We start from the raw sequence: 14725 nt of genomic DNA, 5'->3' as shown, positions 1-14725 counted from the left end.
GCGATCGACCGGGTCATCGCCGCCGGCGCGGCACCGCCCTAGCGTCACAGCGGAGCCGACAAGAACAGAGGAGTTCACTCGTGGCCCTGCACCGATCGCCGTGGATGGATGAAGACCTGGACGCGCTGAGGGACCTCGCGCGCCGGTTCTTCGAGAAGGAATGCGCCCCCAACGAGGACCGCTGGGCGCGGCAACATCACATCGATCGCGACATCTGGAACAGGGCGGGCGAACTGGGGCTGCTGTGCCCCAGCATCCCGGAACAGTACGGCGGTGGCGGCGGCACGTTCGCCCACGAGGCCGTCATCCTGGTCGAGCAGATCCGCGCGCTGGCCCCGAGCCTGGGCAACCCCGTGCACAGCGGGATCGTCGCGCACTACCTCAACGCCTACGGCACCGAGGAGCAGAAACTCGCCTGGCTGCCCGGGATGGCCGCAGGCGAGCTCGTCGGCGCGATCGCCATGACCGAGCCCGGCACCGGCTCGGACCTGCAGAACATCAAGACCAAGGCGGTCACCGACGGTGACGACTACGTCATCACCGGGGCCAAGACCTTCATCACCAACGGCTACCTGTCCGACCTGGTGATCGTCGCCTGCAAGACCGCCGACGGCAAAGGGGCCGACTCGGTGTCGCTGATCGTGGTGGAAACCGAGCGAGACGGATTCCGGCGTGGGCGCAACCTGGAGAAGATCGGCCAGCACGGCCAGGACACCTGCGAGCTGTTCTTCGACGGCGTCCGGGTGCCGCGGTCGAATCTGCTGGGGACGACCGAGGGACTGGGCTTCATCCAGCTCATGCAGCAGCTGCCGCAGGAACGGCTGATCATCGGCGTCATCGCCGCCGCGGCGATCGAGCAGACCGTCGAGATGACCCTCGCCTACACCAAGGAACGCGAAGCCTTCGGCAAGCCGCTGTTCGCGTTCCAGAACACCCAGTTCACCCTCGCCGAGTGCGACACCATCAAGACCATCGCGTGGTCGTTCCTGGACGACTGCATCACCAAGCACCTGCGCGGCGAACTCGACGTACCCACCGCGGCCAAGGCCAAGTGGTGGCTCACCGAGCAGCAGTGCCGGGTCGCCGACGAATGCCTCCAGATGTTCGGCGGCTACGGCTACATGGCCGAGTACCCGATCTCCCGGATGTACGCCGACGCCCGGATCCAGAAGATCTACGGCGGCGCGAACGAGGTCATGAAGCTCATCATCGGACGCTCGCTGTGAAAGCCGGCCCGCTGCACGGGGTGAAGGTCGTCGAGATGGCGGGGCTGGCGCCCGCTCCGTTCGGCTGCATGATCCTCGCCGACCTGGGCGCCGAGGTGCTGCGCGTCGATCGCGGCGGCGCACCCGGCGCTGGACTCACTCCGCCGGAGGGTCCGCTGGACCGCGGCAAACACTCTGTGGCGCTGAACGTCAAAAACCCCGCCGACCGCGAAACCCTCTACGCGCTGATCGACCAGGCCGATGTGTTCGTCGAAGGCTATCGACCCGGCGTCGCCGAGCGCCTCGGCATCGGGCCGGAGGATCTCGCCGCGCGCAATCCGCGGCTGGTCTACGGCCGCATGACCGGGTGGGGCCAGGACGGCCCGCTGGCTCCTCGGGCCGGACACGACATCAACTACATCGCCCTCTCCGGCGCGCTCCACCTGATCGGCCGGGCGGGCGAACGCCCGGTGCCGCCGGGCAATATCCTCGGCGACTTCGCCGGTGGCGGAATGCTTTTGGCGCTCGGTGTGATATCCGCACTCTACGAACGCGCTCGGTCCGGGCAAGGCCAGGTCGTGGACGCGGCGATGGTGGACGGCTCGGCGCTGTTCACCGCGTTCATGCACGGCATGCACCAGGCCGGCCTGTGGAACGCTCCGCGCGGGGAAAATCCGCTCGACGGCGGCGCGGCGTTCTACGACACCTACGAATGCGCCGATGGCGGGTACGTGGCGGTCGGGTGCGTCGAAACGCAGTTCTACGCGCAGCTTCTCACCATCCTCGAGATCGACGATCCAGCGCTCCCCTTCCAGCTCGACCCGTCCGGATGGCCGCGTCTCAAGGAAGTCATCGGCGCGAAATTCAAGGAGCGAACCCGCGACGAATGGGCTGCCCGCTTCGCCGACTCCGACGCCTGCGTCACCCCCGTCCTCACCCCGTGGGAAGCCCACGAGCACCCCCACAACCAGGCCCGCCACGCCTTCATCGACATCGACGGCCTCCGCCAGCCCGCCCCCGCCCCACGCTTCACCCGCACCCCCACCACCACCCCGGCGGCACTGACGAAGGATCCGGAACAGATCCGAAAGCTGCTGTCCGCCTGGGGAGTCCCGAAGGAGATGGTCTCTCGTCTCACCTAAACCGCCGTCCCGGCCCGATGAGCAGCAGGGCGAGCGCCACCGGAGCCGGAGCGAGGAAGGTCCAGCGCCAGTCGATTCCGGTCAGCACCCCGGACAACAGCAATCCGACGGTGAAACCGGCCGCTCCGAACAACGCATCGGTGAGCACAGCGCGTCGCTGGCGCGCGGCATCGGGAAACGCGGCACCGATGAGTGCCAGGCCGAGAGGCGCGGTCAGCACGACGCAACCGCCCTTGATCACCCGCGTCGCGATCAGCAGGCCGATGTCATCGGTGAGCCCACCGTTCAGCGACGCCACCGTAAACACCAGCATGGCGCCCAGATAGACCCTGCGCGTTCCCCATCGGGTGGTGATCATCGGGCCCAAGGAACGGGGCGAACGCCGCATCGATCTCGGGTGTCGTGCCGACGCCGATCGCCAGCGCGTGCAGCACCTGCCACCGCCCGCGGTCCAGATCCTGATCGGCCAGCGCGGCCGCCATGTCCTCCTCGAACGTCAGCTGCAGAATGAGCAGCCAGTATCCGAGGCGTTTGGTCGTATTCTGCTGGAGCATAAGGGATCTCACCTTCGGTCATCGGAAGTCGATGACCGAAGGATCCGCAGTGTCACTGAAGTCGCAGCGCCGACGCCTAGGCGGGAGCTCGAACCCCGGCACCGGGGGCGCGCACGGCGCGCTGAAGCAGCTCGCGCAGGTGGGCCCGGTCGTGGTCGGCCAACTCGCCGAGGGGCGATTCCAACGTCATCACCCGTTTCAGCTCCTCGCGCAGCTCGGCGCCCCGAGGACTGAGTATCAGCTGTTTGGCACGCCGATCACTCGGGTGCGGCTGCCTGCTGACCAGACCTCGGTTCTCCAGTTTGTCGATGACGAACGTGACGTTCGACGGCTCGCACGCCATCCGAACGGCCAGCTGCCGCATGGTCAGCGGTTCACCCAGTTCGTGCAGCGCGATCGCCTGCGTCGCGGTGAGTCCGACGGTGGCGGCGCACTCGTGGACATGGTCCTGGATCTGCCGGGCGAGCTGATTGACGAGCGCGCACAGGTCGGCTGCAGGCAGTAGTCCCATGTCCGGTGAGTCGGCTTCCACGAGTCCAGTGTACCGCCGATACATCAAGCCTTAATCCTTGCAGCTTAAATTGTTTCTGCTTTAAGCTTCAGTGGTTCGCACGACTGTCGTTCACGTCTCGAGAGGTAGCGCCCGATGAGCGAAATCACCGACACCGCAGTGGGGCTCACGAAGTCACCCACCCCCGAACCACCCGGCGCCGGACGGATGACGGGCGGGCAACGACTCACCCTGGCCGTCCTACTCGGGGCCCAGTTCATGGTTGCCGTCGACTTCTCGATCCTGACCGTGGCGCTGCCGATCATCGGCGACAGTCTCGGGTTCTCCCTCGCCGATCTGCAATGGATCACCACCGCGTTCGCCCTGGCCTCTGCCGGGTTCATGCTGCTGTTCTCACGAATCGGCGACCGGATCGGCCGCCTGCGCATCTTCCTCGCCGGGATGGCGCTCCTCACCGTGGGCTCGCTCGTCGGCGGCCTCGCCGACAGCCCAACTGTGCTCCTGGCGGCACGCGTCGCGCAGGGCCTCGCAACGGCGGCGGTGATGCCCGCCGCGCTAGCCCTGCTCACCACGTCGTTTCCCGAAGGCCCCTTGCGGAACAAGGCCATCAGCTTCAACGGCGCGCTCCTTTCGCTCGGGTTCGCCGCCGGCGCACTGATGGGCGGCGTCCTCGCCGACCTGCTGAGCTGGCGATGGAACTTCTTCGTCAATGTGCCGTTCGGCCTGCTGATCCTGATCTGCGCGCCGCTGGTGCTCCGACAGAGTCGCGCCGAACACGCCAAGCGACTCGATCTGCCCGGAGCGTTGACCGTGACCGCAGGCCTGCTCGCGCTCATCTACGGTCTCACCGGAGCTCAGCACAACGGCTGGATCAGCATTCCCACCCTGGCCTCGCTGGCGCTGGCGGTCGCCCTGCTGGCGGGATTCATCCTCATCGAGCTTCGAGCACCAGAACCGCTGGCGCCGTTGCGCGTGCTCTCCCGCAAGACGGTGAAATGGGGCAACATCGCCGGGCTACTCACCTTGTCGATGGAAAGCGGTCTCTCGTTCCTGTTGACCATCTACATGCAGCAGGTACTGGGCCTGTCGGTCCTCGCCACCGGCCTCGCGTTCACCCTGCTCGGCATCGGTGTCTTCCTGGGCGGAGTCATCGCACCGAAGGTCATCGGGAGAGTCGGCATCCGGGGAGCGCTGCTGCTCGGCCTGGTGGTGCAGGCGGTCGCGACCGGCGCCCTGCTGGCGATCGGAGAACAGGTCAATGTCGGCATGGCAATCCTCCTCGTCGGTTCCGCCATCGGCGGCGTCGGCCACGTCTGGGCGGTCGTGGCGTACACGATCACCGCGACGTCCGCGCTGCCCGACAGCGAGCAGGGCTTGGCCACCGCCCTCACCTCGATGACACAGCAGATCGGCTTCACCCTCGGCGTCCCGGTCCTGAGCGCGGTCGCCGTCGCCTGGATGGGTCATCTGGGCGATGTGACCTCGGTGGAGACCATTCTGGGTGGCGTTAGATTCGCGATCCTCGTCGACGCCGCCGTGGTCTTGATCGGCGCATGGCTGATCGCCGCATTCCTGAAGTCGACCGACCTGACGCCGGAACCGACCAACACCGAGCCCTGAACCTACGGCGCATAGAGAAGTCACAGCTCCAGTACTCCACGTATCGCGCCGGATCAGCTCGGAAAGCGCCCCGCCCGGGCGGGGCGCACCAGCCCGCGGGCCGTTGACCACTTTCACCGACACGGATTCAGAAACCGGATTCGCTGTCGCGCAGTGCACTGCGGCCGTGGACACGCCCCCAGCGCATTTCGGGCGGCGCGCTCTCGGCGGTGGTCGGCGCACCCTCTCGAGTGCGCAGCGAGTGGACACGTGCTGAACACCGTTGGAGCTGAATGCTTCTCCATCCCTGATCGGCGTACCGACGGGGCAGCCCTGCCACCCACGGCACGGGCGCCACAGCCATCTCTGCGACAGCGCACAAATGAAATCCACCGGCCAGTCAAATGAGACACCCGCACCACAACCCGAGCTACGCGGTCCGAGAAGGACCTGGCACAGGCCCGTGGTCGCGGCGTATCGGACCCGCGACACAGGGGGCGGCAGGCGGCATCTATCAAACACACAGCCAAAACGGGGGTCACGGGGAGCCATGACCGAAAAACAGGTCAGGCCCGGTCAACGACCGGGCCTGACCTGCTATTTCTGTGGAGCTAAGGGGACTCGAACCCCTGACCCCCACATATAGCGCCATGAGCTCATCGGGCTGGCGAGGATGGAACTTCAGCGTCCACACCAAACGACCTCCTCCGAGACGCGACAGATGTGGCACAGATCAGCCCGTCTGTTGCGGCGGATCATGTTCAGCGACGAGGGATTGCACTGCGCGTTGCAGATACTTCGGCCAGGACCGGGCCGTATGGCTTCCACTCGTGGCCACCCCGAGGGGCCCGACGCCGGGCATCCAACCCCCATGACCGGTAGTCAGAACGTCAAATTCGACTGACAGCATCGCAGCGTCTCATCCATCAGTATCACCAGACACCACCTCGGCTACGAAAGCGCGGGGTAACCGGGAGGGCAGCTCGAGTCCCAAGTTGGACGGTCACGATCGTTCCTTGAGATCGTCAGACCGCTGTCAGCTCAGGCGAGCCGTCCGGCGATGACGATCGCTGTCGATGTGCGGCTAACGATGATCGGTGGCACCGGGGCCTCTACGTCGGGATCACATCGAAGTACTCAGCCCCGACGTTGTTGAACAGCCGTCGACCGTTATTCGTAGCCAGGCCACCGACCTCGCCTTCCGATGAGTCCGCCTCGAAGATTGCCGGCATCGAGATCCCCGACCGACACCTTCTCGCCAAGGTCACTGCCGGAAACTTCGTACAGACCATCCGACGGACTAGAGAACCTCTACCCACCTGAGAAATTCGTCGAATTACACTGTAGTACAGCATTTTTCATCTATCTCCCGATCGCCATCTCCTAAGAGCTCCTAGGCCCAGGGTCGATGACTTGCCAGTCGTTGTCGTACTTGGCGGCGAGGCTGCGGGCCTGCCCGCATCGACGAAGCGGAGCGTGACAGCGGCTCGGGTGATCCCGACAATCGCGGCGACACCGAGCACGATTGCGATGATGATCAGTCCACGTCGAGACCAGTTGCGCCCCTTGATATGCCCTACAATTCACGCGCGTGATCCTCGCACTCCGCCCGGTGTCCGCAGCGAACACCCGCAAGTCAACACCATTGCTGTTGCATTCCGTGCTGGAGTGTCGCTACGCTGGTCTCGGCATACCGAGGAGGGGGTTCGCGTGTCGACCGAGTCAGGCACGCCTGGAACAGATTTCGCTATGGTTCCAGGAGAGGTGACTGATGCCGGAGTCTACATCCAGCAAGTCGCGGAGTCCCTGATCACCGGACTGAGTTCGCTCGACCGTGAGGTTTCGAGCGTCCTCGACATTTGGAGCGGCGCGGCGGCAGATGCTTTCGGGGATGGCTGGACTGATACCAAGAAGGGTGCCGCTGACGTGTTGAATGCCCTCAACACCATGGGCGAGCTATTGGAGTTCGCAAGTAAAACAATTGCCGACCAAGACATTTCGAACGCTGGCGATTTGAGTTCGATCGACCTACCAGAACTGAACATGTAATGGCCGACAACTCCCGCGAATTCACATTCGATATCGACGAGTTGGACCAGCTCGTCACCCGCGCCAATGGATTCATCGGATTCCTCACCGACAGTCTCGACGGAATCAACCAGCGAATCGCCACCGTTCACCAAAACTGGGAGGGAGCCGCCGCCACCGCCCAGGAAGAAGCCTATCGGAAATGGGCAACCGGGGCCGCTACGGTGGTGGAAGGCCTCACCGAGATGTATAACGCCGCCGTCACCGCCCGCGACGCCTACAGTGCGGCAGCGGAAATCAACTTGCGAATGAGCGGTGGCTGAACTCAGTGGGCTCGATCTCCCCACAGTCCTACGAGAGCGCGGCCAAGGAATGCTACGACCTGTCGGAGAAATTCCAAACCGTCTACAACTCGCTGCAAACCGTCCTTTTGGAAACAAGCGCGATGGCCGGTGGTTATCAGGCGGTCAAGACGTGGTCGAAAGCCTACGACGACCGCGCCGCCGCCGTGACGCTGGTAGCGACCAGCTTCGCGTCGGCCCTGCAACACTTCGGGGACATACTGACCGCGGCCGGCTACAACTGGAAGTGCGGGGAGTACAAAGCCAACCGCGACCCCAAGAAGGGTGACCCACCGGCCTTACCCAGTGGCTTCCCCTCGGAACTACCCTATGGCGCGGGCGTAGTCACCGGCGTCGCGTCATCGGGGACCAACAGTCGCGGACTCGAGACGGACTGGACCGAACTGCAAGATAAAGTCACCGCGCTTGTCGCTGGTGGCGAAGTCCCTGACGGCGACACCGACAAGCTCGCACGCGCCGCAACCGCATGGAAGACCTTCGCCCAGTCGGACCCGGTATACGGCGGCAAGGCACGACTATTAACGGTCGCCTCCGGACTGGAGCGTGGATACGGATCCGATGTCCCGGAGGACATCCCGAACCTCGCAGGCCACCTCCGTACGCTCGCTACCAGCGTGGGCGAGATCGAGGCCGCCGCCCGCGACATCGCGGCCGGAGTCGAGGCCCACAAGGTTGCTTTGACCACGATGCGCTCGGACATGAACACTCAGTTCGCCATGGTGGTAGTCGCCACTGCAATTCAGATCGGGACTTCGATGGTGCGGGTCAAAGAGCCACCAGCGAAGCAATAGAAACCGAATGAGCAAAAGACACCCAGCGAACGTCAAGAAGAGATCGACTTCCTGAACCAGGCCGCCGGAGCTTTAGCTGGTCCCGCCAATACATTCCTCATCGCGCTGAGCGGATTCACCTTCAGCATGGCAGTGATGACGAAAGGTGGACTGACCACCATTGCCGACCTGCCGATATTGATCACTGAAATGGATCTAGATAATGACGGAAAACCCGATGCTCCGTTAACATTCCCCCCGCAGTCCGCCATCGACAAAGTCCCGACCGAGTGGGGAGAAGGAAAACCGAACAGCAAGAAGGTTGGACATCGTTGGGAGGACCCCAAGAACCAGGGCAACGGCATACGGATCGACGAGGGGGACCCCACCAGTCAGTACCCGACACAGCAGGTGGACCACGTCATTGTCCGATCGGGGGGTAAGGTAATAGGCCGGGATGGAAAGCCCATCGACGGGAGCATCAAAACCAACCCTGAGATGGCACATATACCATTGAGCGAATGGCTGACTTGGAGGAGTTGGGATCAACCATGACCAACGTTCGATATCCCGAGATGCGCAGGTCCGTGATAGAAGCGCTCGCATCATTCGCCGATCCGGACTATCAAAGGAGAGTCTGGATAAATCGCGAATTCCCGCAAGAGAATTTTTACGACGACCTGGACGTAAACGTGAGTATCTTGTACGACGACTGCGTAGTGGTCCCCGACCCTCGCAGCAGGATCGGCACCGTGCTCGTAGATGGACCAGAGATCGACCGACTGATCGAGTTGGACCAGGTGCTCGGCCCCATGATTCGCCGACTAGGAAACGCACCGGATGCCACATACCTCGCCGATTCAGAGTGGCCGCTAGTGGTTGCCGCCGCACGTGCAGCTCTGGCTGCGATGGGGGATATATGACCACCCTTCAGATAGTTCTTGCCGAAGCAGTGCCACTCGGCCAGGTCGAGGTTCGGGCATCTCGCGTCGACGTGCGGGTCGTAGCCTCGAGCTCGACTTAGCGATCAGGCCTCAGTCTCCCCAAGACGCTGGCCACAGAACTTGGCGCCGTACCACCATCGTTGCCGTCATCGACGAACAGCCGGACGAAAGTGTTGACAGCATCCGAGATTACCGAGGTCGGCCGGGTACATCTGAATCGGCAAGCCGATCGCGCTCTTCGGCATCGGATCAGAATGCCGTGGCAGCTGCCCCGTGGCCGCCACTTCCGAAGCAGCCAGGTCGATCACTTCTGGGCCGCCGACGGCCCAAGCCGTATCGACGGGAAGCAGAACGAGGGTAACGCGGGGCCAGACACAAGACAGGTCAGGCCCGATCCAAGGAGAGTCGGCTCCGTGCTGACCCCTTACCACAGCCAAGGTTCGCGCCCGCGGCCCGACCTGCTCGGTCGTGATGACTCACCCGGAGGAAGTGGACCATGCGATCTGGAGCGCAGGATTTCTCAGGTAGTGGGTGCTGCCACCGACCTCCACAGCCGGGACGTGGGATCTGTTCGCGGTTGAAGGTCTTCCGCGAGGACAAGAATCAGCAGCGGCCACAGGCCCACGGCCAGAACGGGCGCGGCGACAGCGGGCACAGAGGAATGCAACGGGGACCTTCGGGCACGAAAAGAGCCCCCAGCGGCTGCCGAGGGCTCGAAGGGTATGGACGTTAAGAACGACGAAAGCCTCAGTGGCAGTGCGACTGAGGCTTCAGGCATACCTGTGCCCGTGTAGAAGCGAATACAGCAGCAGCCGCTATGGCCGGGGTGCGCAATCTATGGTCCCCAGCGGGCGACACCGCAAGCCCGTGCGGCGAACTTGACCCCCAAGAATTCCATCCCGCGACCAAAAGCTATCACTGGACGGCGGAGTGAGATCCCCGGACAGGTTCTCAGTGTCGCTACGGCCGCGTCGCCCATCACGGCGGATCGGAACCACGGCGGTCCGCCCGCCGCATCCATCAAGCGCACAACCAAAACGAGGGGTTTACGGGGGCCAGAACCGGAAAAACAGGTCAGGCCCAGTCAATGACCGGGCCTGACCTGCTATTTCTGTGGAGCTAAGGGGACTCGAACCCCTGACCCCCACACTGCCAGTGTGGTGCGCTACCAGCTGCGCCATAGCCCCGTGTTCTTTTGTTTCAGCCGCTCTCGCTGCTGCCTGAATGAAGTTACACCATGCATCTCGGCGACAACAAATCGGCTGGTAGACGGCGGAAAAGTGGGGTTCTGTGCGGGGCGGGAGTGGCGTGGGTGGGAGGCGGGGAGGGTGGGGGCGGAGTAGAATGTGCCGAACCTCACGTAGGGGTGTCAGGGGGCGAGGTTCACGACCCAGTTCGCGTCGGTCCAGTCGATCTTGGTGGTGCCGTCGTAGATGGCGGGGGTGGCGGCCTTGTTGCCGGTGCGGGCGTCGAGGTCGTCGAGGTTCTTCTTGGCGGCGGTGCGGGCGGCGTCGAGCTGGGTGCCGTTGGTGATGCACGGGCCGACCGACTCGGGGGCGCCGGATTCGATGGCCAGGGCGGCCAGGGCGGGGTTGCTCAGGTCGTCGCCGCCCTCCTCGGGCTGCTTGGTGGTGAACAGCGCCTCGTGGAACTTGCTGTAGGTGGGGCCCGAACCGGCCTGGGCGACACAGAGATTCGCGGCGAACGCGCGGGTGGAGTAGTCCTTGCTCTTGGACTGCGGGTCGAGGAACGTCACGAAGTGGTAGTTCACCGCCAGCTTGCCCTCGTCGATCTTCTGGGCGAGTTCCTGCCCGAAGGTCGTCTCCATGACGCCGCAGGCGGGGCAGATCGGGTCCTCGAAGATATCGATCGTCTTCGTCGCGTCGGGCTTGCCCAGGCGGATGACACCCTCCGGCGTGGCCGTGACCTGCACGGCCGCGTCGCGCACGGCACCGTAGCCGGCGTTGCGGACCTCGGTGGGCGCCTGCTTGGTCCACTTGAAGGCGGCGAACACGAGGAGCCCGATCACGACGACAGCCACCGCGGCCAAGGCGTAGGTGGTGTTGCTGGAAACGGGACGGGGATTGTGCTGGGAACCGGCGCTACTCACCCGTCCACAATGCCTCGAGTGCTCGGCGACGCGCCGCCGGGGCGGTCGATCGTGCCGCTGACCTGGGGATCTATCGGGTCGGCGTGTCGGAGTCGAGCGGCTTGCGCAGCGGAACCAGCCCCGCGCGCACCACCGGCACGCCGTCGGGACAGCCGTCACAGCTGCATTGCGGGTCCAGGCCGTCGCCGGCGTGGTCGAAATGCTCCGGGTCCTCGGGGTGGCGGATGCGTGACGGCTCGGGCGTCAGCACCCAGACCGTCGCCGAGACCGCGAGCACACCGCCGGTGACGGCCATGCCCACCCCGAACGAGGTGTGCTCGGCGATCCAGCCGATCCCGATCGGCCCGAGCACCGTGCCCAGGTCCGCCGCCATCTGGAACGCCGCCAGCACCGGTCCGCCGCGCGAGCGGGTCCCGATCACATCGGCCAACGCCGCCTGCTGGGCGGGGCTGAACATGCCGGACCCGACCCCGGCCACGAACGAGGCCACCAGGAACCAGGGCAGCGACGGCGCGAACCCGAGCACGCCGGTGCCGAGCGCGCAGATCGCCGACCCGGCGATCAGGAACGGTTTGCGGCCGAACCGGTCCGACAGCCGGCCCGCGACGAACAGCACGGCGGCATTGCCCGCCGCGAACACCGTCAGCGCCACGCCCGCCATGCCCGACTCCTGGTGCAGGGTCTCCACGACCAGCAGCGGGACGAAGGCCATGCGCACGCCGAACACGGCGATGCCACCGGCGAAACTCGACAGCAGGATCGCGCGGTAGGCGGGCTCGGACCACGCGTGCCGGAAGGTGAACGCCGGTGCCGCCGCGCTCTCCTCGGCCGCCAGCACCGGCGACTCCCGCAGACCGAGGAACACGATGAGGCACACGATCAGCAGGGCGGCGGCGTAGATCAGGAAGGGCGCGCGCAGCCCGAGCCCGGCCAGCGCGCCGCCGACCAGCGGACCGAGCAGCGAGCCGATCAGGAAGCTGGTGGAGTACACCCCGGAGACCCGGCCGCGCGCGGCGGGCGGGGACACCCGGATGATCAGCGCCATCGACGACACCGTGAACATCGTCGAGCCGACGCCGCCGAGCGAACGCAGCACCAGCAGTTGCCAATACGTCTGCGCCAGCGCGCACGCACCCGTCGACAGCGCGACGATCAGGATGCCCGCCAGGTACACCCTGCGCTCGCCCAGCTTCTGCACCAGCCGCCCGCTGGCGGGCGCGAACAGCAGCCGCATCAGGGCGAACGCGCTGACGATCGCCGAGGCCGCCGCGATGCCGACGCCGAACTCGCGCGCGTACTGCGGCAGCACCGGGGCGACCAGCCCGAAGCCGAGCGCGATGACGAACGCCGCCGCGATCAGGACCCAGATCTCGGCGGGTAGCCGGACCTTGGCGGGTGCGCTCACTCGCTCAGCGCCTGGGTCACCATCTCCTCGGCGGCGGCCTGCACCTGGGTGAGGTGCTCGGCGCCGAGGAAGGACTCGGCGTAGATCTTGTACTTGTCCTCGGTGCCCGACGGGCGGGCCGCGAACCAGGCGTTCTCGGTGGTCACCTTCAGCCCGCCCAGCGACGCGCCGTTGCCGCGCGCGGTGGTGAGGATGCCGGTGATCTCCTCACCCGCGATCTCGGTGCCGGTGATGGCCTCCGGGGTCAGCGCGGCGAGCTTGGCCTTCTGCGGGCCGGTGGCCGCGGCGTCGATGCGGGCATAGGCGGGGCTGCCGTACTGGCGCTCGAGCTCGCCGTAGCGGGCCGACGGGGTCTGCCCGGTGACGGCGGCGATCTCGGCGGCCAGCAGCGCCAGCAGGATGCCGTCCTTGTCGGTGGTCCACACGGTGCCGTCCATCCGCAGGAACGACGCGCCCGCGCTCTCCTCACCGCCGAACGCCAGGCTGCCGCTGAACAATCCGGGCACGAACCACTTGAAGCCGACCGGGACCTCGTAGACGTCGCGGCCGAGCACATTGACGACCCGGTCGATCATCGACGAGCTCACCACCGTCTTGCCGATCTTGGTCAGCGCGTCCCACCACATCCGGTTGGCGACCAGGTATTCGATCGCCACCGCCAGGAAGTGGTTGGGGTTCATCAGGCCACCGTCGGGGGTGACGATGCCGTGCCGGTCGGCGTCGGCGTCGTTGCCGGTGGAGATGTCGTAGTCGTCCTTGATGCCGACCAGCGCCGCCATCGCGTGCCGGGAGGACGGGTCCATCCGGATCTGGCCGTCGCTGTCGAGGGTCATGAAGCGCCAGGTCGGGTCGACGAACGGGTTGACCACCTCGAGTTCGAGATCGAACCGCTGCCCGATCTCCTCCCAGTAGTCGACGCTCGCGCCGCCCATCGGGTCGGCGCCCATCCGGATGCCCGCGCCCCGGATCGCGTCCAGGTTCAACGCGTTCGGCAGGTCGGCGACGTAGTGGTCGAGGTAGTCGTAGCGCTCGACGTGGGTGCTCAGTGCCTGCACCAGCGGCACCCGCTTGACCTCGGCCAGGCCGCCGCGCAGCAGCTCGTTGGCGCGCGCGGCGATGGCGTCGGTGGCCTTGGTGTCGGCCGGGCCGCCGTGCGGCGGGTTGTATTTGAAGCCGCCGTCGCGCGGCGGGTTGTGCGACGGGGTGACCACGATGCCGTCGGCCTGGTGCTTGGTGCCGCCCCGATTGTGGCGCAGCACAGCGTGACTGAGTGCCGGGGTCGGGGTGTAGCGGTCGCGCGCGTCGACCACCGCGGTGACGTCGTTGCCCGCGAGCACCTCGAGCGCGGTCGTCCAGGCCGGCTCCGACAGCGCGTGGGTGTCGCGCGCCAGGTAGACCGGGCCGGTGATCCCGCGGGTGGCGCGATACTCGACGATCGCCTGGGTGATCGCCATGATGTGCGCCTCGTTGAACGCGCAATCCTCGCTCGAGCCGCGGTGTCCCGAGGTGCCGAACACGACCTGCTGGCTCGGTTCGGCCGGATCGGGCACCCGGCTGTAGTACGCGGTGACCAGGTGGGCGATGTCCACCAGGTCGGTCGGGCGGGCGGGCCGTCCGGCGCGATCGTGGGCCATGGTGGGTGTTCCCTTCCGTGTCGGCTGCGCGCGGCTGGTCATGAGGATCATGCGCACAACCACTGGGTAAGGGACGCGGCGGCGTATACCGCGGCCAGGCTCGCCGCGACACTGATCACGACGTTGCCCACGGCATACACGTAGGCGCCCTCGGTCACCAGACGGATCGTCTCGTAACCGAACGTGCTGAACGTGGTCAGCGCACCACAGCAGCCGGTTCCCGCGAAGGCGAGCAGCGTACTGCCCGCACTCGCGCCGATCAGACCGCCGAGCAACGCCGAACCGACAATGTTAACGGCAAGCGTGCCCCACGGCAGCCCAGTGGGAAAGCGCGCGGACACCGACCGATCGACCAGGTAACGCGCCGGTGCGCCGAGCATTCCGCCCGCCAGGACCAGTGCCGTCGTCATGCCCGGCCTCCCCGTCCCCGCGCCCACATCTCGATCATCGGATGGCACCTT

Annotated in this window: 15 protein-coding genes and 1 tRNA gene; 8 read left to right on the top strand and 8 right to left on the bottom strand. The window is 65.8% G+C overall.

Going from position 1 to position 14725, the window contains the following annotated elements; genetic code table 11:
* The first annotated feature begins 104 nt into the window (after positions 1–104).
* Both ACIO52_RS23220 and ACIO52_RS23215 read left to right on the top strand, forming a co-directional pair.
* Positions 105–1226 carry an acyl-CoA dehydrogenase family protein gene (locus ACIO52_RS23220; RefSeq protein WP_280345670.1) on the top strand — a complete coding sequence of 374 codons (1122 nt, stop codon included), beginning with the start codon at positions 105–107 and terminating at the stop codon, positions 1224–1226.
* Positions 1223–2347: a CaiB/BaiF CoA transferase family protein gene (locus ACIO52_RS23215; protein WP_402646693.1), complete on the top strand. Its 1125-nt coding sequence runs from the start codon at positions 1223–1225 to the stop codon at positions 2345–2347. Before ACIO52_RS23220 ends, ACIO52_RS23215 begins: the two co-directional genes overlap by 4 nt.
* Here ACIO52_RS23215 and ACIO52_RS23210 read toward each other — a convergent pair.
* The 3 genes from ACIO52_RS23210 to ACIO52_RS23200 all read right to left on the bottom strand — a co-directional run bounded on the left by ACIO52_RS23210 (position 2340) and on the right by ACIO52_RS23200 (position 3433).
* Positions 2340–2645 (bottom strand): MFS transporter, encoded by a 306-nt coding sequence (locus tag ACIO52_RS23210; protein ID WP_402646690.1) that lies wholly within the window; start codon positions 2643–2645, stop codon positions 2340–2342. The two genes, ACIO52_RS23215 and ACIO52_RS23210, sit on opposite strands and share 8 nt — an antisense overlap.
* The gene (locus ACIO52_RS23205; protein ID WP_402646687.1) at positions 2614–2901 is read right to left on the bottom strand and encodes a hypothetical protein; all 288 of its coding nucleotides are present in this window, start codon (positions 2899–2901) and stop codon (positions 2614–2616) included. The genes ACIO52_RS23210 and ACIO52_RS23205 overlap by 32 nt, the downstream gene beginning before the upstream one ends.
* Positions 2902–2977: 76 nt before the next feature.
* Complete coding sequence (locus tag ACIO52_RS23200) at positions 2978–3433, bottom strand: MarR family winged helix-turn-helix transcriptional regulator (RefSeq protein ID WP_402646684.1); 456 nt, start codon at positions 3431–3433, stop codon at positions 2978–2980.
* A 114-nt stretch (positions 3434–3547) separates the two neighbouring features.
* Here ACIO52_RS23200 and ACIO52_RS23195 point away from each other — a divergent pair, with 114 nt between their 5' ends.
* From ACIO52_RS23195 to ACIO52_RS23170, 6 genes are all read left to right on the top strand, one after another.
* Positions 3548–5032: an MFS transporter gene (locus ACIO52_RS23195; protein ID WP_402646681.1), complete on the top strand. Its 1485-nt coding sequence runs from the start codon at positions 3548–3550 to the stop codon at positions 5030–5032.
* Between the two features lie 1689 nt (positions 5033–6721).
* Complete coding sequence (locus ACIO52_RS23190; protein WP_402646678.1) at positions 6722–7060, top strand: WXG100 family type VII secretion target; 339 nt, start codon at positions 6722–6724, stop codon at positions 7058–7060.
* The gene (locus tag ACIO52_RS23185; RefSeq protein ID WP_402646675.1) at positions 7060–7362 is read left to right on the top strand and encodes a WXG100 family type VII secretion target; all 303 of its coding nucleotides are present in this window, start codon (positions 7060–7062) and stop codon (positions 7360–7362) included. Before ACIO52_RS23190 ends, ACIO52_RS23185 begins: the two co-directional genes overlap by 1 nt.
* A gap of 5 nt (positions 7363–7367) precedes the next feature.
* On the top strand, positions 7368–8192 hold the full coding sequence (locus tag ACIO52_RS23180; protein WP_402646672.1) for a hypothetical protein: 825 nt from the start codon (positions 7368–7370) through the stop codon (positions 8190–8192).
* A 135-nt stretch (positions 8193–8327) separates the two neighbouring features.
* On the top strand, positions 8328–8726 hold the full coding sequence (locus ACIO52_RS23175; RefSeq protein WP_402646669.1) for a hypothetical protein: 399 nt from the start codon (positions 8328–8330) through the stop codon (positions 8724–8726).
* The gene (locus tag ACIO52_RS23170; RefSeq protein ID WP_402646666.1) at positions 8693–9094 is read left to right on the top strand and encodes a hypothetical protein; all 402 of its coding nucleotides are present in this window, start codon (positions 8693–8695) and stop codon (positions 9092–9094) included. Before ACIO52_RS23175 ends, ACIO52_RS23170 begins: the two co-directional genes overlap by 34 nt.
* A gap of 1135 nt (positions 9095–10229) precedes the next feature.
* On the opposite strand, the gene ACIO52_RS23165 is transcribed toward ACIO52_RS23170, so the two are convergent.
* From ACIO52_RS23165 to ACIO52_RS23145, 5 genes are all read right to left on the bottom strand, one after another.
* A tRNA-Ala gene (locus ACIO52_RS23165) sits at positions 10230–10302 on the bottom strand.
* Between the two features lie 182 nt (positions 10303–10484).
* Positions 10485–11225: a DsbA family protein gene (locus ACIO52_RS23160; RefSeq protein WP_402646663.1), complete on the bottom strand. Its 741-nt coding sequence runs from the start codon at positions 11223–11225 to the stop codon at positions 10485–10487.
* Between the two features lie 70 nt (positions 11226–11295).
* Positions 11296–12630: an MFS transporter gene (locus tag ACIO52_RS23155; RefSeq protein WP_402646660.1), complete on the bottom strand. Its 1335-nt coding sequence runs from the start codon at positions 12628–12630 to the stop codon at positions 11296–11298.
* A complete protein-coding gene (pgm, locus tag ACIO52_RS23150; protein ID WP_218717602.1) occupies positions 12627–14264 on the bottom strand; it encodes a phosphoglucomutase (alpha-D-glucose-1,6-bisphosphate-dependent) in 1638 nt (545 codons plus the stop codon). The genes ACIO52_RS23155 and pgm overlap by 4 nt, the downstream gene beginning before the upstream one ends.
* Before the next feature lie 47 nt (positions 14265–14311).
* On the bottom strand, positions 14312–14674 hold the full coding sequence (locus tag ACIO52_RS23145) for a CrcB family protein (protein ID WP_218717603.1): 363 nt from the start codon (positions 14672–14674) through the stop codon (positions 14312–14314).
* Positions 14675–14725 lie beyond the last annotated feature (51 nt).

This window comes from Nocardia sp. NPDC087230 (genome assembly GCF_044744725.1).
In the GTDB taxonomy this organism is placed as follows: Bacteria; Actinomycetota; Actinomycetes; order Mycobacteriales; family Mycobacteriaceae; genus Nocardia; species Nocardia canadensis.
Note: the sequence above shows the minus strand (reverse complement) of the source record. Positions and strands in the feature narration are given on the sequence as shown.